Source organism: Rhodococcus sp. NPDC059969 (assembly GCF_042738325.1).
Classification (GTDB): domain Bacteria; phylum Actinomycetota; class Actinomycetes; order Mycobacteriales; family Mycobacteriaceae; genus Rhodococcus_F.
Genome location: NZ_JBHWUF010000002.1, coordinates 407,173 through 428,313 on the forward strand (window position 1 = coordinate 407,173; position 21,141 = coordinate 428,313).

At 63.8% G+C, this 21,141-nt stretch carries 18 protein-coding genes; 9 read left to right on the forward strand and 9 right to left on the reverse strand.

Annotation, left to right across the window (positions count from 1 at the left end; translation table 11 throughout):
• Positions 1 to 72: 72 nt before the first annotated feature.
• The 4 genes from ACFWAD_RS10850 (at position 73) to purH (ending at position 5,060) form a co-directional block, all read left to right on the forward strand.
• Positions 73 to 1,122 (forward strand): DUF5336 domain-containing protein, encoded by a 1,050-nt coding sequence (locus ACFWAD_RS10850; protein ID WP_378543535.1) that lies wholly within the window; start codon positions 73 to 75, stop codon positions 1,120 to 1,122.
• A 118-nt stretch (positions 1,123 to 1,240) separates the two neighbouring features.
• Positions 1,241 to 2,782 (forward strand): DUF6350 family protein, encoded by a 1,542-nt coding sequence (locus ACFWAD_RS10855; RefSeq protein WP_378543538.1) that lies wholly within the window; start codon positions 1,241 to 1,243, stop codon positions 2,780 to 2,782.
• Between the two features lie 6 nt (positions 2,783 to 2,788).
• Positions 2,789 to 3,508: a phosphoribosylglycinamide formyltransferase gene (purN, locus tag ACFWAD_RS10860; protein WP_378532610.1), complete on the forward strand. Its 720-nt coding sequence runs from the start codon at positions 2,789 to 2,791 to the stop codon at positions 3,506 to 3,508.
• Positions 3,501 to 5,060, forward strand: coding sequence for a bifunctional phosphoribosylaminoimidazolecarboxamide formyltransferase/IMP cyclohydrolase (gene purH, locus ACFWAD_RS10865; RefSeq protein WP_003946407.1), 1,560 nt, complete (start codon positions 3,501 to 3,503; stop codon positions 5,058 to 5,060). The genes purN and purH overlap by 8 nt, the downstream gene beginning before the upstream one ends.
• 79 nt (positions 5,061 to 5,139) lie before the next feature.
• Here the strand turns inward: purH and ACFWAD_RS10870 are convergent, their stop codons facing one another.
• From ACFWAD_RS10870 to ACFWAD_RS10880, 3 genes are all read right to left on the reverse strand, one after another.
• Positions 5,140 to 5,361 carry a hypothetical protein gene (locus ACFWAD_RS10870; protein WP_003946391.1) on the reverse strand — a complete coding sequence of 74 codons (222 nt, stop codon included), beginning with the start codon at positions 5,359 to 5,361 and terminating at the stop codon, positions 5,140 to 5,142.
• A gap of 451 nt (positions 5,362 to 5,812) precedes the next feature.
• A complete protein-coding gene (locus ACFWAD_RS10875; protein ID WP_317827313.1) occupies positions 5,813 to 6,781 on the reverse strand; it encodes an alpha/beta fold hydrolase in 969 nt (322 codons plus the stop codon).
• A 27-nt stretch (positions 6,782 to 6,808) separates the two neighbouring features.
• The gene (locus ACFWAD_RS10880; RefSeq protein WP_283302094.1) at positions 6,809 to 7,381 is read right to left on the reverse strand and encodes a DUF4126 domain-containing protein; all 573 of its coding nucleotides are present in this window, start codon (positions 7,379 to 7,381) and stop codon (positions 6,809 to 6,811) included.
• A gap of 85 nt (positions 7,382 to 7,466) precedes the next feature.
• On the opposite strand from ACFWAD_RS10880, the gene ACFWAD_RS10885 reads away from it, so the two are divergent.
• From ACFWAD_RS10885 to ACFWAD_RS10895, 3 genes are read left to right on the forward strand one after another with little or no spacing between them, the layout of a single operon-like run.
• The gene (locus tag ACFWAD_RS10885; RefSeq protein ID WP_378532617.1) at positions 7,467 to 7,883 is read left to right on the forward strand and encodes a VOC family protein; all 417 of its coding nucleotides are present in this window, start codon (positions 7,467 to 7,469) and stop codon (positions 7,881 to 7,883) included.
• A 54-nt stretch (positions 7,884 to 7,937) separates the two neighbouring features.
• Positions 7,938 to 9,314 (forward strand): ATP-binding protein, encoded by a 1,377-nt coding sequence (locus tag ACFWAD_RS10890; RefSeq protein WP_378446415.1) that lies wholly within the window; start codon positions 7,938 to 7,940, stop codon positions 9,312 to 9,314.
• 9 nt (positions 9,315 to 9,323) lie between these two features.
• On the forward strand, positions 9,324 to 11,261 hold the full coding sequence (locus tag ACFWAD_RS10895; protein WP_378543541.1) for a VWA domain-containing protein: 1,938 nt from the start codon (positions 9,324 to 9,326) through the stop codon (positions 11,259 to 11,261).
• Here the strand turns inward: ACFWAD_RS10895 and ACFWAD_RS10900 are convergent.
• Both ACFWAD_RS10900 and ACFWAD_RS10905 read right to left on the reverse strand, forming a co-directional pair.
• Positions 11,258 to 12,283: an agmatine/peptidylarginine deiminase gene (locus ACFWAD_RS10900; RefSeq protein WP_378543544.1), complete on the reverse strand. Its 1,026-nt coding sequence runs from the start codon at positions 12,281 to 12,283 to the stop codon at positions 11,258 to 11,260. The genes ACFWAD_RS10895 and ACFWAD_RS10900 overlap by 4 nt on opposite strands.
• Positions 12,280 to 13,227 carry a nitrilase-related carbon-nitrogen hydrolase gene (locus ACFWAD_RS10905; RefSeq protein ID WP_378543547.1) on the reverse strand — a complete coding sequence of 316 codons (948 nt, stop codon included), beginning with the start codon at positions 13,225 to 13,227 and terminating at the stop codon, positions 12,280 to 12,282. The genes ACFWAD_RS10900 and ACFWAD_RS10905 overlap by 4 nt, the downstream gene beginning before the upstream one ends.
• Before the next feature lie 149 nt (positions 13,228 to 13,376).
• Between ACFWAD_RS10905 and ACFWAD_RS10910 the strand changes: the two genes are divergently transcribed.
• Complete coding sequence (locus tag ACFWAD_RS10910) at positions 13,377 to 13,994, forward strand: TetR/AcrR family transcriptional regulator C-terminal domain-containing protein (RefSeq protein ID WP_378543550.1); 618 nt, start codon at positions 13,377 to 13,379, stop codon at positions 13,992 to 13,994.
• On the opposite strand, the gene ACFWAD_RS10915 is transcribed toward ACFWAD_RS10910, so the two are convergent.
• From ACFWAD_RS10915 to ACFWAD_RS10925, 3 genes are all read right to left on the reverse strand, one after another.
• Positions 13,991 to 15,517, reverse strand: a complete 1,527-nt coding sequence (locus ACFWAD_RS10915; protein WP_378543553.1) for an APC family permease — start codon at positions 15,515 to 15,517, stop codon at positions 13,991 to 13,993. The genes ACFWAD_RS10910 and ACFWAD_RS10915 overlap by 4 nt on opposite strands.
• Positions 15,514 to 16,413, reverse strand: coding sequence for a universal stress protein (locus ACFWAD_RS10920; protein WP_378532628.1), 900 nt, complete (start codon positions 16,411 to 16,413; stop codon positions 15,514 to 15,516). The genes ACFWAD_RS10915 and ACFWAD_RS10920 overlap by 4 nt, the downstream gene beginning before the upstream one ends.
• Positions 16,414 to 16,503: 90 nt before the next feature.
• Positions 16,504 to 17,934 carry a gamma-aminobutyraldehyde dehydrogenase gene (locus ACFWAD_RS10925; RefSeq protein ID WP_378446420.1) on the reverse strand — a complete coding sequence of 477 codons (1,431 nt, stop codon included), beginning with the start codon at positions 17,932 to 17,934 and terminating at the stop codon, positions 16,504 to 16,506.
• A 169-nt stretch (positions 17,935 to 18,103) separates the two neighbouring features.
• On the opposite strand from ACFWAD_RS10925, the gene ACFWAD_RS10930 reads away from it, so the two are divergent.
• On the forward strand, positions 18,104 to 19,621 hold the full coding sequence (locus ACFWAD_RS10930) for a PucR family transcriptional regulator (RefSeq protein WP_378543556.1): 1,518 nt from the start codon (positions 18,104 to 18,106) through the stop codon (positions 19,619 to 19,621).
• A 36-nt stretch (positions 19,622 to 19,657) separates the two neighbouring features.
• Here ACFWAD_RS10930 and ACFWAD_RS10935 read toward each other — a convergent pair whose 3' ends face one another.
• Positions 19,658 to 21,019: a flavin monoamine oxidase family protein gene (locus tag ACFWAD_RS10935; RefSeq protein ID WP_378543559.1), complete on the reverse strand. Its 1,362-nt coding sequence runs from the start codon at positions 21,017 to 21,019 to the stop codon at positions 19,658 to 19,660.
• Positions 21,020 to 21,141 lie beyond the last annotated feature (122 nt).

Here is a 21,141-nt window from a genome sequence, read left to right on the forward strand (position 1 = left end):
CCGTCGGTGTTAGCGTGCGAAGTCGAGACACATACGCTGGTAACCATCGAAGACCGTCTACGAGGAGAAGTCATGACGTTCACGCCGCAAGGGCCCAACTTCGGGCCACCGAATCAGCCGGCAGCGGGCGGTGGAACCAAGAATCTCGGATTCATCCTGCTCATCGCCGTCGCGGCGCTCGGCCTGATCAACTTCCTACTCGGTTTTGCGCCCTTCACCACGATCAGTGGAAGCAGCAGCGGAATCGGCAGCGATCTGGACACCAGTTCGAGCTTCTTCGAGTCGAGCATCTACGGCCTCGGGTTCATCTTCGCCGGCGGTGTTGTCGCCGGAATCTCGCTGCTCCCGAAGCAGTCGTATGCAGGCATTGCCGCAGCGCTCTCACTCACGGGTTTCTTCTCTTTGGTGTTCGCCGCGTTCTCGGTCGGTACCAGCGACTACGTAGATATCGGGCTCGGTTGGGGCCTGATCATCGTGCTGATTCTCTCGTTCGTGCAGACCGTCGTCGCAGTTGCGGCGTTGCTGTTCGAGATCGGAATCCTGAAGGCTCCCGCGCCGCGTCCGGTAGCCCAGCAGTACGGTCAGCCGCAGGGCTACGGTCAGCAGCAGGGTCAGCCCCAGGGCTACGGACAAGGGCAGTACGGTCAGCCTCAGCAGGCTCAGCAGGCTCAGCAGCAGCCTCAGTACCAGCAGAATCCGCAGTACGGGCAGGCGCAGCAGCAGGGATACGGGGGAGCGCACGCCGCCCCCGCCGACCCGACTGCTTCGCAGCAGCCTTACGGACAGAGCGCATCTCCCTACGGTCAGAACCCGGTGCAGAATCCGACGCAGACCCAGGCCGACTCGTCGTCGTCCGCAACGACTTCGTCTTACTATCCGCTGACCTCGCAGCCTGGTGGTCAGCCGAACCCGAGCTACTCGTCGGACCAGTTCACCGCTCCGCGTGGTTACGGCCAGCCGTACAACCAGCAGCAGACTGGCTCGACCGAGCAGCCGACGGGCTTCGAGCCGCCCACTTTCGAAGCACCGACGCCGCCCGCGGAACCTGAGCAGGGCAGCAGCGATTCCGCGGCCGAGACCAAGGTCTTCGGTTCCCAGAACCCTGACGAGCGTCAGCAGTAGTACTTCGTTTCACGAGCATGAATGTGGCCTCCGACCCGCTGCGGGTGGAGGCCACATTCCGTGAGCCCGACGGCGCGCCTGAGTGCGCGGCGCACTATCGAGTGAAACCCTCGAGGGGATGAGTTCTTTGATTGATGGCACCCGGTCCCGTCCCGCGTCCGCACGACCCGGACGCGGTCGTACTGGCGGCGGCCGCGTCGGCGGCGGTCGCCCGGCACCCAACCCGGACCTGGCACGCAAGTTGCTGACTGTCGCGTTCCGGCCGTCGGGCCTGACGATGCTGCTGATCGCGGCCGTTGTTGTGGTCACCTTGGTATCGGCGAGCAGCGATCTGACCGGAACCTTCGGCGCCATTGCCACTACATGGTTGGTCATCCACCAAGTGCCGGCGACTATCAGCGGCGTCCAACTCGGTGTACTGCCACTGCTTCCGACGGCGGTCATGATGTGGGTGGTCGCACGCCGATGCGCGTCGACTGCGGTGCACACCGACTCCCGTGACGACACCCTCCGCCTGGTGGGGGCCGCGGTAGCCGGACCGTTGACGATCACGGCGATCGCGCTCGCAGTGGTCGCCGACGCTTCCGCGGCGATTCCGCTGTCGAGCCCCAACACGTTGGCCGCTTTCGGCTGGGTCGCCGGGATTCACCTGCTCGCCGCGTCCGTCGGTGTTGCTGCTGCGCACTGGGATCGCGTCGTCGCCGAGATTCCGCCGTGGGCGTCCGCCGCTGTTCGACCGGCAACGGCCGCTTCGGCAGCGCTGTTGGCCGCAGGTGCCGTGGCCGTCGTGGTGTCACTGCTCGTGTCGTGGTCGACGGTCGGTGACCTGCTCGCGCGCGGCAACGGGTTTGTCGGCGTTCTGGGATTGACGGTGTTGTCGCTCCTCTATCTTCCGAATCTCGTCGTCGGCGCTGCCGCGGTGATGACGGGATCGACGGCCGATTTCGGCAACGTCTCCATCAGTGTGTTCGGCAACATCGGCGGAGATCTGCCACCGCTGCCCCTTCTCGGAGCCATTCCGGAAGGCGTCGCCGGCGGAATCTGGCCGATCTTGTTGATCGTTCCGGCGGCGGTGGGGGTGATGCTCGGCCGCGATTGCGCTCGACGCATCGCCGGGCAGGACAGTGTGCTCGCGGTGCTGACGGCAGCTGCCGGTGCCGGCGTCGTCATGGCTCTGCTTGCGCTTGCTGCCGGGGGAGACCTCGGGCAGTTCGGCACCGTCGAGGTCCTGTGGTGGGGCTTCGGTCTTCTGACTTTTGCGTGGCTGGGATTGTTCGGAACCGTCTCGGCGCTGTTCGCGATGTGGTTCTCGCATCGCGGACACATGAAGGACGAGGTTGCGCCGCCGGAGGCTGAACCGGCCCGAACATCCGAGCCAGAACTCGCGATCACGGCCGCGGCCACCCCGGAAGAGGCAGACGAGAACACCGACGAAGTGCTCGCCCAGGAATCTGCGGTAGTTGTCACCAAGGTCGTCGAAGCTGAAATCGTCGAGGAACCAGGCGAACCTGTGCAGGTCGTGACAGAGGAAACCGTCGAGATCGAAGTAGTCGACGCCGAAGTTGTCGCGGCACCCGAGACCGACCCCGCTGCCGGACCCGAGACAGAGTCCGGGCCGGAGACCGACCTGCCCTCGAAGCCGCAGGAGTCCAGCGACTAGGCTGTCATGCGGCCGATACTCCGGCCGCATCATCTTCCAGTTCTCAGGAGTAGTGCGCTGACTGCCTCGGCCGACAATCCGCAGCCGACAATGCCCGACAGGGTCCAATTTCGCGACTCGATCGCGCGGGTAGTCGTACTCGCTTCCGGCGCGGGAACCCTGTTGACCTCGCTGATCGACGCTTCGCATGCCGACGGATACCCGGCCGAGATCGTTGCCGTCGGTGTAGATCGTGACTGCCTCGCCGCCGAGCACGCCGCGGATTCGAAGATTCCGTCCTTCAAAGTGTCGATCAAGGCCTACGAAGATCGCGCCACCTGGGACGACGCGCTGACGGCAGCGGTGGCCGAGCACGACCCCGACCTGGTGGTCAGTGCTGGTTTCATGAAGATCCTCGGCCCCACCTTTCTCGCGCGTTTCGGCGGCCGAATCATCAACACTCATCCCGCGTTGCTGCCTGCCTTCCCCGGCGCGCACGCGGTTCCCGACGCTCTGGCGTACGGCGTGAAGGTCACCGGTTCCACGGTGCATCTCGTCGACGGCGGAGTTGATACCGGGCCGATCTTGGCGCAGGAAGCTGTGCCGGTGCATGACGACGACACCGAGTCGTCGTTGCATGAACGCATCAAAATTGTGGAGCGACGGTTGTTGGCGGACGTCATCGCCGCTGTTGCTACGCGCGGAGTGGTTTCCGATGGACGAAAGGCCGTGATCCCCAGTGAGTGAACGCAAGGCTGTGCGCCGTGCACTTGTCAGCGTCTACGACAAGAGTGGTCTGATCGAGCTGGCCACGGGCCTGCACGAGGCCGGTGTCGAGTTGGTCTCGACCGGTTCGACCGCGTCGAAGATCGCCGACGCCGGAATCCCCGTGACCCCGGTCGAGGCTCTGACCGGATTCCCGGAATGCCTGGAAGGCCGTGTGAAGACGCTGCATCCGCGCGTCCACGCCGGCGTTCTCGCCGATACCCGCAAGCCGGATCACCTCGCTCAGCTCGAGGAACTCGGCATCGCGACTTTCGAATTGGTCGTCGTGAATCTGTACCCCTTCACTGAGACGGTTGCCTCGGGCGCTAGCCCGGACGAGTGCGTCGAGCAGATCGACATCGGCGGACCGTCGATGGTGCGCGCTGCAGCCAAGAACCATCCGTCGGTTGCCGTCGTGGTCGATCCGGCTCGCTACGCCGATGTTCTGACTGCCGTTGCCGGTGGCGGATTCACTCTGCGTGAGCGCACTGTGCTTGCGGCGCAGGCGTTCCAGCACACGGCGTCGTACGACGTCGCTGTTGCGAGCTGGATGACGAGCACGATTGCCGCCGACGAAGACGGTTCGCTGTTCCCGGCCTGGGTCGGTGCCACGTGGAACCGCAGCGCTGTCCTGCGCTACGGCGAGAACCCGCACCAGGACGCCGCGCTGTACGAAAACCCCGCAGCGCCTGCAGGTTTGGCTCAGGCAGAGCAGTTGCACGGCAAGGAGATGTCGTACAACAACTACACGGACTCCGACGCCGCGTGGCGCGCAGCGTACGACTTCACGGATCCGGCAGTGGCAATCATCAAGCACGCCAACCCGTGTGGCATCGCCATCGGCACCGACATCGCCGACGCTCACCGCAAGGCGCATGCGTGCGATCCGGTCAGTGCTTTCGGTGGCGTGATCGCAGCCAACCGTGAGGTCACCGTCGAACTGGCCGAGCAGATCGCCGATATCTTCACCGAGGTCGTCATCGCGCCCTCGTACGAAGACGGAGCTGTCGAGGTTCTGCAGCGTAAGAAGAACATTCGCGTTCTGAAAGCTGCCGCTCCGACCGCTACCGGCATCGAACTGCGTCCGATCTCGGGCGGTACTCTGCTCCAGCAGCGCGACGTCCTCGACGCTGACGGGGACAACCCGGCCAACTGGACTCTCGCCAACGGTGAGGCTGCCGATGCCGAGACCCTCGCAGACCTCGAATTTGCTTGGCGCGCCAGCCGTTCGGTGAAGTCCAATGCGATCCTGCTGGCCTCCGGCGGCGCGTCCGTCGGCGTCGGCATGGGCCAGGTCAACCGCGTCGATGCAGCGCATCTTGCTGTTCAGCGCGCCGGTGACCGCGTCGTAGGTTCGGTTGCGGCCTCGGACGCGTTCTTCCCGTTCCCGGACGGTCTGCAGGTACTGCTCAACGCCGGCGTCAAGGCTGTTGTGCAGCCGGGTGGATCGGTTCGCGACAACGAAGTGATTGCTGCGGCCAAGGAAGCCGGCGTCACTCTCTATCTGACCGGCGCGCGCCACTTCGCGCACTGATTTCTGCTTCGCTGGCGGGCCTCGACTTCCTCTTCGTAGGTTGTCGGGGCCCGTTCTGCTTTCAGGCGGCCCGGTTCTTTCAGGCAGCGCTGCTGTGGGTGCCCTGGAGTTCGCGGGGTGAGCCGGTGATGACGACGCGTGAGGCTCCGCGACTGCGGATCTCGCTGATCAGTGCGCCGAGGGTGGCTTCGTGGGCAGCGTCGGAGTGCGAAAGATCCAGGGTGACGGCGTATCCGGTGAGGTCACCGGGCAGATCGACATACGGCGGCGCGATGGACAGTTGGTTGACTCGAAGTTTCATGTGGTGCTCCTGCGTGTGAAAGGTAAAAGAAAAGGCACCCGAGGCGTTTGCCCTGGGTGCCCGAGAACGAATCCGGTGAAACTGGGGATCATTCTCGGGGTATACCGCGCTTGTTGCCCATGTGCTCGGCCGACATTGCGGCCGAAAAAATGTGCTTGTCTGCGGTGCAGCTGCGCCACGAAAGTACGGATACGACGTTCGGGTGTAGCGACATGATGTCCGTTCCTTTCCGTGTGGCGTTGCTGGTTAATGGATGACCGTACAGCACGGATCGAGGGTTCGCACCAATAAAAAGCGCCGCGAACGTAAACACCGGGTGACTTCTGTCCCCGGATTTGCGGGATTGAAAGAGCCTCTGGTGCAGGTCAGGCGTAGAAAGCGAAAGTCCCTCCGCGATGCTTCGCGGAGGGAACTTTCTACCTGAAAAAAAGGACGTTCGGTCTGTACGTGATCAGGAGAACGAACGGACCCACGCTGTGAAGGGCTCCGAGAACTCTGCCGAGTACGGAAGCGGCGCGACGTAGTCGGCACCGGTGGACTGTTCGTCGCCGATGTCCTTGAGTACGAAGTTGGCGTTGCGCATCCGCACGGAAGTCAGCGCTGTATGTGAGAGCGCGGCATCCAGTGCTGCGACATCGGCGGGAATGACTTGGATGTCCTTGTCCGAGCAGCTCGTGAGAACCGGCATGCCCGCCGGTAGAGCCGCCACGAGCGCAACCGGGTCTAATGCGTCTTCCTCGGCGAGTGCCTTGGCGTTGGCGTGTACGAGTCCCGCATTCTGCAGCGGCTCGGGCAGGTCATCCGGAACAGTGCCCTCGGATCGCAGCGACTCGACGGCGTCGGCGAGCGCGACGCGCAGTTCGTCAGCCAGTTCGACCGGCAACTGACCGGCGCCGACGACGGCGTCGAGCTGGCGGTGAATCTGCGTCGTGAGTAGATCGAGAAGCCTGACGCTCAGTGGCTCGAGGAGTGCGAGGGCGCTGACTCTGGTGCCCTCCTTCGCAGTGGCGAGAGCCAGTGCGACGACGGCACCGTCGCTGTGTCCGACCACGAACAAGCGCTCGGGATCGACACCGGGTTGCCCGGCGAGGTAGTCCAGTCCGTCGGAGGCGGCGTCGACAAAAGTGTTGAAGCCGAGATCGGCGATGTCTTCGATCTCGTAGTCGCCGAGTGCGGTTTCGCCGCTGCCGAGCTTGTCGTAACGCAGGCTTGAAATGCCCTGATTCTCAAGGAGATCCGCGATGAAGCGGAGGGTTCCGATGTCACCTTCGAGGAGCGCGCTGTCGCCGTTGCGATCGGTGGGGCCGCTGCCGGCCAGAATCAGTGCGGCCGGGGCAGGTGCGTCGGGTGAGGCGGCCAGGCGAAGACTCCCGTACAGGGTGACGTCGCCGGATTGGAACGAGATCTCGGTGTCGGACATGACGACTTGTCTACCAGGTCCGCACATTCAGGCGGTGCGCAGACTCCGTACACGGCGCCAGCCGCGCCAACTGAACCACAAGAGTGCGGCGAGCAGCGGAATGATCAGGAACGGCAAGATCATCGCGATCAACGAGGTGAAGAAAGTCAGTACGTCCTCGATGACGGAAACGACAGGATTTGCCAGCCCACCGGTAGTGGCCGTACTGACCGCGCGAGTTCCGGTCTGGGCGGCGCTGAACGTCAATGCCGTCGGTGCACCGACGATGATGCCCGCGAGCGCGGCTATCGCAGGATCGAGATGGCTGAAAGCCGCCCAGGCAGCGATCACTCCGGCGATGGGTCCGGTGACGTTCCCGATCACCGACAACGCGTTGTCCACGAAGGGAATGAGGTCGGCACCCAGTTCGACCACTGCGGCGATTCCCAGTGCCACCAGTGCGCCGGTGGATCCGATCCACCGCATCGACTCGCCGACGGTGACCCCGAACAGTTCGAAATGCACCGCAGCGCTCAGCATCAACAGCGGCAGGAAGGTTCGCATTCCGGACGCTGCGGCGAGTCCGAGGCCGAGCATGGCGGGCAACACCCAGGTATCCATGGGTGGAGTTTAGGTCTACTGTGCGCCTTTATTAACCGCCGGCGGTTAATAAAGGCGCACAGCAAAGTCTCGGAAAGGACCTTCCATGGCGACAAACCCGCAACCGATGTTCTTCCTCAACCTGCCCGTCAAGGACCTCGGCAAGGCCACCACCTTCTACGAGTCCCTCGGATACTCCAAGAACACGCAGTTCTCCGACGAGAACGCGTCGTCGATGGTCATCAGTGACACCATCGTCGTGATGTTGTTGGCCGAGCCCTTCTTCAAGACCTTCACCACCAAGGGCATCGCCGACACTTCGACGTCGACGGAAGCGTTGCTCGGTCTCTCGGCCGAGACCCGTGAGGCCGTCGACACCATCGTCGACAAGGCACTCGCGAGCGGCGGTTCCGAGGGAAACGCGACGCAGGATCACGGCTTCATGTACAGCCGCAGCTTCCAGGATCCCGACGGCCACATCTGGGAAATCATCTGGATGAATCCCGAGAACATCGAGGGCTGAGCGACCGAACTTCCTCGGCGAGAGGCGAAACCCCGCAAACACTCGTAGCGTGGAGTGGTGACTGTCGCAAAAACCCTCGGAGAGCTACGCGCCTCCGGACACGTACAGCGAAGTGTCAAGGAAGAACTACGAGAGAATCTTCTCGCCGCGTTGCGGGACGGCCGTGACCCCTGGCCCGGGATAGTCGGGTTCGAGGACACGGTCGCTCCACAACTCGAGCGGGCACTGATCGCCGGCCACGACGTGGTTCTGCTCGGCGAAAGAGGCCAGGGAAAGACGAGGTTGCTTCGCACTCTCGGGCTCCTGCTCGACGAGTGGACGCCCGTCATCGAAGGCTCGGAACTGGGGGAGCACCCGTACGAGCCGATCACCCCGGCTTCGATACGTCGAGCCAAGGAACTGGGCGACGACCTCCCGATCGCCTGGCGCCACCGCAGCGAGCGGTACTCCGAGAAGTTGGCGACGCCGGATACCTCGGTCGCCGACCTGATCGGCGACGTCGATCCGGTCAAGGTTGCCGAAGGTCGGAGCCTCGGCGATCCGGAGACCATTCACTTCGGTTTGGTGCCCCGCGCGCATCGCGGGATCGTGGCCATCAACGAGCTTCCCGACCTGGCTGAGCGCATCCAGGTCTCGCTGCTCAACGTGATGGAGGAGCGAGACATCCAGGTCCGCGGATACACGCTTCGGCTTCCGTTGGACGTCCTGCTGGTCGCGAGCGCGAACCCCGAGGACTACACCAACCGTGGACGCATCATCACACCGCTCAAGGACCGCTTCGGTGCCGAGATCCGGACTCACTATCCGGTCGAACTGGAGGGCGAGATCGCGGTGATCGAGCAGGAAGCGCATCTGGCCGCCGAGGTGCCCGACTATCTCCTCGAAATTCTTGCCAGATTCACACGCCTGCTTCGTGAATCCACCTCGGTGGACCAGCGATCTGGTGTGTCGGCACGATTTGCCGTCGCCGGCGCAGAAACCGTCAGTGCGGCCGCAGTACGACGCGCGGCGGTGCTCGGCGAAGCTGATCCTGTTGCACGGCCGGTCGATCTCGAGTCCGTGGTCGAGGTTCTTCGAGGCAAGGTCGAGTTCGAATCCGGTGAAGAGGGACGGGAACTGGAGGTGCTCGAGCACCTGTTGCGTCGCGCGACGGCCGATACGGTTCGGGTACGTCTCGGCGGAATCGACTTGGGAATGCTGGTTGCAGCCGTGGAGATGGGCAATACGATCGTCACCGGTGAATCTGTCACGGCCAAGGCGTTTCTCGACGAACTTCCGGACCTCGAAGTACTGGACGAAGTAGCCGAACGTCTCGGCGCGCAATCCGACGGTGAGCGTGCCGCCGGTGCCGAACTTGCCCTCGAAGGGCTCTACCTCGCGCGCCGGATCTCCAAAGATCAAGGCCCGGGCGGCCGCTCGGTGTACTCGTAAGGGGCAGTGATGATGCACAATCCGCGGTACGGGCCTTACGACGGTGGCCCCGATCCGCTCGCGCCTCCCGTGGATCTGCGCGAGGCCCTGGCAGCAATCGGCGACGACGTCCTGTCCGGCACGTCGCCGCGCCATGCCCTCCGAGAGCTCCTGCGGCGAGGTAATCGTGACATGCGCGGGCTCGACGACCTTGCCGCCCAGGCGAACCGGCGTCGACGTGAGTTGCTGCGCCGCAACAACCTCGACGGAACTCTCGACGAGGTTCGCAAGCTTCTCGACAAGGCGGTGCTCGAAGAGCGCAAGGAACTGGCACGTGCTCTCGACGACGACGCACGGTTCAACGAAATGCGGATCGAGGAGTTACCGCCGTCGACAGCTCAGGCCGTGCAAGATCTGGCCGACTACAACTGGCGCAGCGAACAGGCTCGCGCGGATTACGAGAAGATTCGTGATCTGCTCGGTCGTGAAGTCCTCGATCAGCGATTCTCGGGTATGAAGCAGGCGCTCGAGGGTGCCACCGATGAGGATCGTGAGCAGATTCGCCAGATGCTGGCAGATCTGAATCACCTGCTCGACGCGCACTCTCGGGGCGTCGACACTCCGGAGCAGTTCGCAGAGTTCATGGACAAGCACGGGCAGTATTTCCCGGACAACCCCCGCAACGTCGAGGAACTTCTGGATTCGTTGGCGCAGCGCGCAGCGGCCGCACAACGATTACGGAACTCGCTCTCGCAGGAGCAGCGTGACGAGTTGGATGCTTTGGCGCAGCAGGCTTTCGGGGATCCGAGCCTGATGAGTGAACTGGGGCAACTCGACCAGTACCTTCAGGCAGCTCGGCCGGGTGAGGACTGGGAAGGCTCGCAACAGTTCCGCGGCGACAACGGGATGGGTTTGGGTGAGGGAACCGGCGCACTGCAGGACATTGCCGAGCTGGAATCGTTGGCGGACCAACTATCGCAGCAGTATGCAGGCGCAGCACTCGACGACATCGACCCCGAACTGCTCGCGCGGCAACTCGGCGACGAAGCCGCTGCTGACGCCCGCACCCTCGCCGACCTCGAAAAGGCTTTGCAGGAGCAGGGTTTCTTCGATCGCGCACCGGACGGTCAATGGCGCCTGTCGCCCAAGGCCATGCGGCAGCTCGGACAGACTGCTCTACGCGATGTCGCCGGGCAACTGTCGTCGCGAACCGGTCAACGCGACACGCGTCGGGCCGGTGCGATGGGTGAACCGACCGGAGCGTCCCGCGAATGGGAATTCGGGGACACGGAACCGTGGGACGTCACGAGAACGATCACCAACGCCGTCCTGCGTGACCCGGGCCGAATGCCGGTGCGGCTGAGCGTCGTCGATGTCGAGGTGGCCGAAACCGAACAACGTAGTCAGGCTGCCGTGGCTCTGCTGGTGGACACGTCGTTCTCGATGGTCATGGAGGATCGCTGGGTTCCGATGAAGCGCACCGCTCTGGCGCTCAATCACCTGGTGAGTACGCGATTTCGTAGCGACGAGCTGCAGTTGATCGCCTTCGGACGCCACGCGCACGTACTGACTCCGTCTGAGCTCGCCGGTTTGGACGGCGCGTGGGACCAGGGAACCAACCTGCATCATGCACTTTTGTTGGCGGCCAGACACCTTCGACGCCATTCCAATGCGCAGCCGGTGGTACTGATCGTCACCGACGGTGAACCGACGGCTCATCTCGAAGCGGACGGAGAAGCCAGGTTCGACTACCCGCCGAGTGCACGAACCCTCGGTTTGACGGTTCGCGCACTCGACGCGGTGGCCAGGCTGGGCGCCAAGGTCACGTTCTTCCGGCTCGGTGACGATCCAGGCCTGGCCAGGGTGGTCGACCGGATGGCGCACCGTGTGGGTGGACGCGTCATCGCGCCGGACCTGGACGGCCTCGGCGCCGCCGTGGTGAGTGACTACATGCGAGGTCGACGTTAGTTCTGTTCAGCGGGCTGGTGCTGGGTGATGCAGTGGATGCCGCCGCCACGTTCGAACAGCGGCCTCGCGTCGACAGTGACGACGGTGCGCCCGGGGTAAGCGGCTGACAGGATCCGGGCCGCTTCGGCATCGGCAGGATCGTCGAAGCTGCAGGCGATCACTCCGCGATTCACCACGAGATGGTTGATGTAGCTGTAGTCGACGAATCCCTCGTCGTCGCGCAGGATCTCGGGCGCAGGTACCCGGATGACCTTCCACGGCCGTCCGCCGACGTCGGTCGAGCGTTCGAACAACTCGATGATCGTCTTGCTGACGGCGTAGTCGGGGTGCACCGGATTGCGTTGGTCATGGACGAGTACCACTCCGGGGGAAGAGATTGCCGCGACGATGTCGACGTGTCCGCGCGTTCCGTAGGTCTCCTGATCGCGGGTCAATCCGCGGGGAAGCCAGATAACATGCTTGGCTCCGATGGTGCGGGCGAGTTCGGCCTCGATGTCCGCCTTCGTCAGTTCGGGGTTTCGTCCCGGATCGAGTTGCACGGTTTCGGTGACCAGCACAGTGCCGAGGCCGTCGACCTGAATGCCGCCGCCCTCGTTGACGATTGGTGAGTCGATCAATTGGGCCCCGGACTGCTCGACGACAAATCTGCCGATCTTCGAGTCTTTGTCCCACTGCGCCCAATCCTGTGCGCCCCACCCGTTGAACACCCAGTCGACTCCGCCGAGGCGGCCCTCGTCGGATAGAACGAACGTCGGCCCGATGTCGCGCATCCATGCGTCGTCGAGAGGCGCCTCGACGATGTCTACCTTCTCGGACAGGTACTTTCGCGCTTCTTCGACCTCGGCGGGATCGACGACGACGGTGACCGGCTCGAATTCGGCGACGGCGTGTGCAACTGCAGCCCACGTCGAGCGAGCTTCGTGTTGTTCTTCCGCGGTGTCCCCGAGGGAGTATCCGGCGCTGGGGTAGGCCATCCAGGTACGTTCGTGCGGTTCGCTCTCCGCGGGCATGCGCCAGGTCATCGCTTGGCTCCCGCAGTGTTCACCGGTGCGGTCAGAGTCGAGTAGGTGTCCGGACGACGCGTTGCCAGGAATGGGAACAGTGCCAGCCAGTCTTCACGGTGCTGCAGGTCGAGATCGGCGACCAGCACGGCTGATTCGTCGCGGGGAGCCTGAACGAGGATGCGTCCGTACGGGTCCGAGATGAAGGAGGAACCGTAGAAGGTGATGAGGCCTTCACTGCCGTGGCGATTGGGGACAACCATGAACGTGCCGTTCGCGATCCCGTTTCCGACGATCACCTGCTGCCACAGTGGCTGGGTGTCGAAGTTCGGGTGATCAGGCTCCGAACCGATCGCCGTCGGGTACACCAGAACCTGTGCACCGGCGAGGGAGTACGCACGAGCGACCTCGGGAAACCACTCGTCCCAGCACGTCGGGAGTCCGAACTTGGCGCCGAGCGCCTCGTGAACGGGGTATGGGTCCTCGGCCGGACCGCCTCGGAAGTAGGTGTCCTCGTAGTACCCGGCCGTCACCGGAATGTGGAGCTTGCGGGTACGAGCGAGAAGCTCCCCGCCGGGGGAGACGAGGATCGCGGTGTTGAACCCCAGGCCGTCCTCGGCTTCGCTGCGCTCGTACAGCGATGCATGAACGAGGACCTGGTTCTCGGCGGCGGCCTTGGCAGCGAAGGTGAGGGTGGGTCCGGTGAGCAGGTCTTCGGCTTCGCGTCCGGGATTGTCGCCGGCCGGGGTGGAGGCGGGGTAGCGGCTGAGCGTCAACTCCGGAAGGAACACCACCGCCGCTCCCAGCTTCGCTGCGGCTGCGATGCCCTCACTGAGTTCGGCGCGGAGGTCGTTCTGATCCTCGTGCCAGCGATGTTGGACGAGACCTACTCGCAGTGGGGCAGACGTGGAGGGCGAAGTCGCGGCGAGAGACTCAGGCGGCGTGAGGGCGGTGATCGTCAGCATGGGGTTTCCTCGGTGCTCGGGTATTCGACGTTCAACGTAAAACGAATATGATTCGTTAAGTATGGTAGGTGAGCGCTGATTGATCAAGGCCTTTCGGGGAATTGTTTTTTGCGGCGCCCCGAACGGTGTGGATCACTACAGGAGGACATATGCCGCGGCCACCGCAACGACTGCTCTCACCGGCGATCATCACCGAGGCAGCGATCGAGTCGGTGGACGAGTCCGGCGACTTCACGATGCCTGGACTCGCCGCAAGGCTGAAGGTTCGACCGTCGTCGCTCTACAACCACGTTTCCGGACGAGCCGAGATCGTCGAACTGATGAGGGCTCAACTGATGGCAGGAATCGACGTGAAGTCGGCCTCGGGGACCTGGAGTGAGACCGTCGCGGCGCTGGCAGCCGAGTACCGGCGAAGCTACGCCGCGCATCCTCGTCTGATTCCGCTCTTCACTGCGCAGACCGTGCAGGCCGGAGTGGCTTTCACCCTGTACAACGCATTGGCGCAGGCATTTGCCGATGGTGGCTTCGACCCGGCTGAAACACTGCACGCGATCACGACCGTCGACAGTTTTGTTCTCGGTTCGGCCTTGGACCTGGCGGCGCCGGACGTTCAGTGGGCGTCGGGGCCCGAAGCCAACGACGCGATGAAGGCGGCGTTGGCAACCTCCGGGAAGAATCCCGAACGTGCCGACGCCGCCTTCGAATTCGGCTTGCGGGTGTTGATGGCAGGCCTGATCGCGCAGGCTCCCGAAACCGCTCTCTCCTAGGACACGCTGAGGTCGTTCTCGTCGCGCAGTGCCTCCGTGTCGCGGTTGAGGGTCTTGCCCTCGAAGAACTCGGGATTGCGCACTCGCATGACCATCATCAGGACCGCGCCGAGGATGAGGATTCCGAACCCGAGGAAGAAGACCAGGCCGATCCCGCCGATGGATGCTCCGCTGGCGTTGTCCGGATTCATGCTCTCTTGGACCGAAATGACGAACACCGCAAGCAGCATGAGGCCACCGATGAGTGGGAACGTGAGCCGGAAGACGAAGTTTCGTAAGCTCTCGAAAAGCGTTTTGCGGAAGTACCACACGCACGCGAATGCCGTGATGCCGTAGTACCAGCAGATCATGATGCCGAGTGCAGCGATCGTGTCGAGCAGTGCACTTTCGGACAGGAACGTGACAACGCTGTAGAACACTGCGGTCACCGCGCCGGCCACGACTGTGGCGTACGACGGCACCAGGAAGCGAGGGGAGACCTCGGCGAGTTTCGTGGGGAAGGCTCCGTACGCGCCCATGGCGAGCATGGTTCGTGCAGCGGGCAGGAACGTGGTCTGCAGGCTGGCAACGGAGGAGACGAAGACGGCGAGGAACAGGAGCATTCCGCCCCAGTTACCCAAGACCGGGTCGGCGAGGGCGCCGAAGACGTTCTCGGAGTTGTCGGGGTTGCCGAGGCCGAGGCCTTCCTCGCCGACGCCGGCGTACATCATCGCGGCGACGGCGACCAGCAGGTAGGTCAGGAGAATGGTTGCGACACAGAGCAAACCGGCACGGCCCGGGGTCTTCTTCGGGTTCTTCGACTCCTCGCCCAGTGTGAGACAGGTATCCCAGCCCCAGAACGCGAAGATCGATCCGGTGAGTCCGATGACAAATGCGCCGATCGCGAGTCCGCTGAACGGGTTGAACCAACTCAGGTCGAAGGACAATCCGGCCGGGGCGTCGCCGGCACCGACGTGAACCAGTGCAACGACGGCGAAGACGACGAGCAACACCATCTGGAAACCGACGAGCGCGAACTGCACGCGCTCGCTGGTGGTGATTCCTCGACTGGCAATCCAGGTGGCCAGGGCGATGAACACCAGGGTGGTGCCGACGTTGACGAATTTGTTGCCCGGTAGATCGGCGATCGAGGGATTGTCGACCACCCGCGCTATGAACAGATAGAAGAAGTCGACGGCAATGGCCGCGAGGTTCGAGAGCACGATGATGGTGGCGATCACCATGCCCCAGCCGCACATCCAGCCGACGTATGGTCCGAATGCCTTGGTGGACCACGTGAATGACGCTCCGCAGTCAGGAGTGTCGGAGTTCAGTTCGCGGTACGCGTACGCGGTGAGGAACATCGGGATGAAGCCGGCGATGAAGATGGCGGGCATCTTGAGACCGACCGCAGCGACGATCAATCCGATGCTGGCCGTCAGGGTGTAACCCGGTGCCACGGAGGAGATTCCGAGGACTGCGCCGGAGATCATGCCGATCTTGCCGGTAGCGAGGCCTTTGGAACTCAGTTCGGTGCTGGTCATGACAGTGCCTCCGGCTGGGTGAATTCGTGCTTGGGCACTACGACCATGGGAACGGGCAACACGCGCAGCATCTTGGCGGCGGTGGAACCCAGGAAAAGTTTGCGGGGCTGGGCGAGGCGACTTGAACCGACCATCACGAGATCGCCGTCCTGCCAGTCCAGTTGACGCACTGCCGATTCCACGGTGGACCCGTCGGCGATGATGACCTCGATGGGGAACTCCGCGGGGAGCGCGGCTCTTGCGACGTCGAGTGTGTCCTGAGCGTGATTTCGTGCACGCTCCCTGGCCGACTCGGCGGTGTCGCGATGATCGCGCAGATCGTTCTGGGGGTCGAGCGCCACGAGAGAGACCAGTCGCAGCGGAACCTGCATCAGTTCGCTGGCGCGTACGGCGGTGTTCAAGACGATGTCGGCGCCGACGCGGGTGCCGAGTGCACAGGTGACTTCTCGTATTGCGGTAGCCGACGAGTGCCGCGTTCCGCGAGGCGCCAGTGCTACCGGGACGTGGGCTGAGTGCAGCAGTTCGGTCGAGACCGAACCTATCGCGTGACGGCCGAGCAGACCGTCGCCGGAAGCGCCCACCACGATCGCCAGCGCGTTCAGTCGGTCCACCTCGTCGAGCAGGCCCTGAGCGAACGACTCGTGGAAGCTCAGGTGTACTTCCACCTGGATATCCTCGGGCACCGACGCTTTCGCTTCGGCGAGCCAGTCGTGTGCACGTGCGGCGAGGATGTCGTCGTAGCCGGCTTCCGAGGGAACCTTGGCCGGCAGTGTCCGATCCGGTGGGAGGACCATGCAGATGTCGAGTTGCGCGCCGAGACTGCGCGCGAGCTGGGCCCCGAGGACCAGCCCGTCTTTACCGCTGGGTGTGGCGAGGTATCCGACGATAAGGCGCATGGTGGCTCTTTTCCGGATTGGAGGAATCTGCTGTGCGCCTTTATTAACCGCGGGGGGTTAATAAAGGCGCACAGCAGGAGGGGTGGCGACTCAGTCGTGTGAACTCATGACGTGCTTGAGGCGGGTGTAGTCCTCGACTCCGTAGGCCGAGAGATCCTTGCCGTAACCGGAGTACTTGAAGCCGCCGTGCGGCATCTCGGCGACGAGCGGGATGTGGCAGTTGATCCACACCGCACCGAAGTCGAGAGCAGCGGAGACGCGTTGCGTGACACCGTGATCCTTGGTCCAGATGCTCGAGGCCAGGCCGAACCGAACGTCGTTGGCAAGCGTGATCGCCTCCTTCTCGTCGGAGAAGCTCTGGACTGTGAGGATAGGACCGAAAGTCTCTTCCTGCACGATGTCGTCCGATTGCGCGACGCCGGTGATGACGGTCGGCTCGAAGAAGAATCCGGTTTCGCCCGAACGCTTTCCGCCGGTAACGATCTTGGCCGACGCCGGCAGGTTCGCGATCTTGTCGCTCACGGCGTTGAAGTGGTTGATGTTGTTGAGCGGGCCGTAGAAGGCATCAGGATCGGAAGGCGCTCCGGGTCGCAGCTTTTCGGCGTTACGCACGAGAGCTTCGACGAGCTGATCGTGGATGGATTCGTGAACGATCACGCGAGTGGCCGCGGTGCAGTCCTGACCGCCGTTGAAGAACGCTGCCTCGGCGATACCGGTGGCGGTCTTCTCGATGTCGACGTCGCCGAAGACGATGGCCGGGGCTTTGCCGCCCAATTCGAGGTGTGCGCGCTTGAGTTGCTGCGCCGCGGACACCGCGACTGCGATGCCTGCCCGTACCGACCCCGTGATGGAGACGAGACCGAGGGCCGGGTTCTCCACCAACGTCGCGCCGGTTCCGCCGTTGCCGAGCACGACGTTCAACACACCGTCCGGCAGGATGCCCTTCGAGAGCTTCGCCAAGACCAGCGTGCTGCCCGGTGTGGTGTCGCTGGGCTTGAGGACGATCGTGTTGCCGGCTGCGAGCGCGGGCCCGATCTTCCACAGCGCCATCATGAACGGGTAGTTCCAGGGAGTGACCTGCCCGACGACACCGATCGGCTCACGGCGGACGTACGAGGTGAAACCTTCCATGTACTCTCCGGCAGCCTTGCCCTCGAGGAGGCGTGCGGCTCCAGCGAAGAACCGCATCTGATCGGCTCCGACCTTGACCTCTTCGTCGGCGATCATCTGGTGGGCCTGGCCGGTGTTGGCGCTTTCGGCCGCGACGATTTCGTCGCTGTGCGCTTCGATGGCGTCGGCGAGCTTGAGGAGTGCGGCCTGGCGCACGCTCGGAGTCGTCTTGCCCCAGGTCTCGAAGGCGCGCTGCGCGGCTTCGACGGCGGCGTCGACGTCTTCCTTGGTGGAGACCGGCGTACGCCCGACCACACTCTCGTCCACGGGGTTGATCAGGTCGAGCGTTTCCGTCGCGGCTGAGGCGACGAATTCACCGTTGATGTAGTTCTCGAGTACGACGATCGACATCGGTACCGGTTCCTCTCGAGGTCGAACGAGTTCCGGCTGAGGTGATCAGCGCGGAACTCGCACTTTGTGGGGCGTGTGTGAGCAAGTGTGCGCTGACTCACAGGTAAAGACAGCTGCCAAAAAGGTGAAATCTTTGATCGCGAACGCGCCGAGTTGTACAGTCCAGCGCATGACGATCGCTGTGCGGTGGATGTTGGCGCAGCCGGACCTCGCGCTGGAACTCAAAGGTGGGGCGCAGGGTGTCGGTCGCGAAATCACATTTGCGCACGCCACGGAGTTGCTCGACCCGTTCCGATGGTTGACCGGCGGCGAATTCATCCTCACCACCGGCATTCGATTGCCGTCCACTCAGCAAAAGCGCGGCCGTTATCTCCGGATGCTCGACGCAGCGGGTGTGGCGGCGGTGGGGTTCGGGACCGGACTCTCGTACCCCGAGGTCCCGGCCGATCTGGTGGCCGTCGCCGACGAGATCGGGTTGCCGCTGATCGAGGTGCCACTGCCAACGCCCTTTGCCGCCGTAGTCAAGCGCGTGATGAGCCGGTTGGCAGAGCAGGAATACGAAGCTGTCCTTCGGGCGTCACGGGCGCAACCGCGGATGACACGCGCAGTCATTTCCGGTGGGACTGCTGCGACCGTGCGTGAACTGGCGATCGCGACTTCGGCGACGGTGCTCCTGCTCGACGTCGCCGGACGGGTTCTCGAGAGCTCACCTCAACTGCCGACCGACGACGTGATCGACGAACTGCGAGCAACTCTCGGGGGCGGCGCGTCCAGCAGCGTGACGCTTGCACGTTCCGGAGCGTCCATCGCCGTGCAGCAGATCAGTGTCGGGCGAACACCGTACGGATACCTGGCGGTCATCAGTTCGTCTGCGCTCAGTTACGTCGATCAGATACTTCTCGGTCACGCGAACTCGTTGTTGGCGTTGGACTTCGAGAAACCTGCGCGCCTGCGTGCCACTCAGGATCAGTTGAATTCGCATGCCCTCGGACTGCTGCTCACCGAAGACCGCGACCCGGCGCCGGCGTGGCAACAGATCCGTCAGGCCGCCGACGGCGAGGGAATGATCCGTGGCCTGACAGTTCTTGCCGACACGTCCGATGTCGCGGGACGCGTCGCAGTCGAGATTGCCGAGTTCATGAACAAGGCAGGGCGGCAGTTGTTCTCGCGGATCAACGACACTCGCGTCACGGTGCTGCTGCGAGGAACCGACGACGTCGCGTTCGCCCGAGAGCTACTGAGCGGGGTATCGAGGTCGGATCTACGCTCACTTCGCGTCGGCCTGAGCGCGAGACGCGTGGTCGCGGCCCTTGCGGTCGCCGTCGAACAGTCCCAGCTGTGTGCGTCTGCGGCGGAAATCGGCGGTGAGCCTTTGGAATTCGCGGCGCTGACCGGAAGTGTGCTGCTGTCTTTCGATTCGACGCGTGAAGTGCTCAACACGCTGGCGGAAACGATGATCACTCCGATCGAGGATTACGACCGTGACAACGGCACCGAACTGCTGGCGTCGTTGCGGGCATTTCTCGAGGCCAACGGGCACTGGGAAGCGGCAGCCATCACGATGGGCGTCCACCGGCACACGCTGCGAAGCCGAATGGCGAAGGTGGAGAGCCTGATCGACTGTCGGCTCGAAGTTGCGAGAGTTCGTGCGGAACTGCTGCTCTCGATCATTGCCCGGCAGTCGTGACTGCCGGGCAATGATCGAGACTTGGCAAAGCGGCCGTCAGGCCTTGTTGCGGGCGATGATGTCGGCGGCGGTTCGCTGACCCATCCGGACGGCACCGTCGACGTGCTGGTACCCCTCGGCCGCGATGTCGGAGCACGAGAAGTGGATCGGGCCGACGGGCGTGCGGGAATCCGCGCCGTAGCGGTGAAGGCCGCCGAGGTCGAAGCTCGCCGCGTAGGCACCGCGTGTCCATTCCTCCGAGCCCCAGTCGGATTCGTAGTACACAACCGGCTCTTCGGCTTTCGGGCCCAGGTAGCGGGCGAGTGAGGCCAGAATCGTGGCCTTGCGCTCCTCGGCGGAAAGCTCGAACATCGCGTCGGCCTTCTCGTCGGAGACGAAAGCGACCAGGGTGCCGCGATCGTCCTCGTGGTTGGTGTTGTCGTACACCTCCTGCACTACCTCGGACGCGCCGAAGCCGGTGCCGGAGAGGCCGGCTTCGCGCCAGAAAGGCGTCTCGTACACCGCGTGCACCTTGATGACGAGGCCGAGGGACTGGTGTTGGTGCATCTGGTGCTGACGGCGCGGCAGCGGGGGATCGTAGGAGATCCGGGAGTAGAGGTTGGGCGGTACAGCCAGGATGACCCGGCTTGCCTCGACGCGAACGTCGCCGTCCGCCAACACCGTTGCGCCGGATTCGTTCCACTGCACCGTACGGACGGGCGCGTTGAGGAAGACGTCGTCACCGAGCGCCTCGGCCATGCGGATGGATACCTGCTGCATTCCGCCGACAACTCGCTTGTCGAGGATGAAGTCCTCGTCGACGAGGTGGGAGAACGAACCTGCGGAGGCGGCCATCAGGACTGCCTGCAGAGCGGAGAACGAGTGGGCGGGCTTGGTGAGCATGCCGCCGGCGATGAAGAGGCCGATGTTGTCGCGGGCCTCGGCGTCGTCGGACTGGTTGATCAGCCACTGCTTGAACGAGACGGTGTCGAGATCGCGGGCGAGGGGGTGTGCCCACGGCTCCTCCGCGCCGATCTGCGCTGCGAGATCGTCCATCTCGTCGATGAGACGGTCCATCTCCTTCTTCGTGGTTTCGTTCGTGGGGAAGGAGTCGCCCGTGTACTGCGTCCGCTCACCCGCTGACGAGATGTAGACGGATTCGCCCTCTCGGTAGCGCTCGAACGTCGTGAGGCCGAGCTCGTCGAGCAAGGAGATCAGCGCTGTCTGGTCCGGGGAGACCCACTGGCCGCCAATTTCCAGGACTGCGCCGTCGATGGTGTCGGTCCACGTGCGGCCGCCGACACGGTCACGTGCTTCGATCACGGCGACGGACAAGCCGGCCTTGCGCAGCGCGGTTGCCGCTGCCAGGCCAGAGGGGCCGGCGCCGACGATTGCAACGTCTCTCTGGAGAGTAGGCACTTGCGAGCTCCTTCATGTTGAGCACCGCTCGAGTCGAAAAGCTGCCGACGAGCGAGTGAACGGGTGTCGGTTTTCAGTCTGTCCCGAGGAGACGCACACCACACCTGACGAAACGGAGTGTT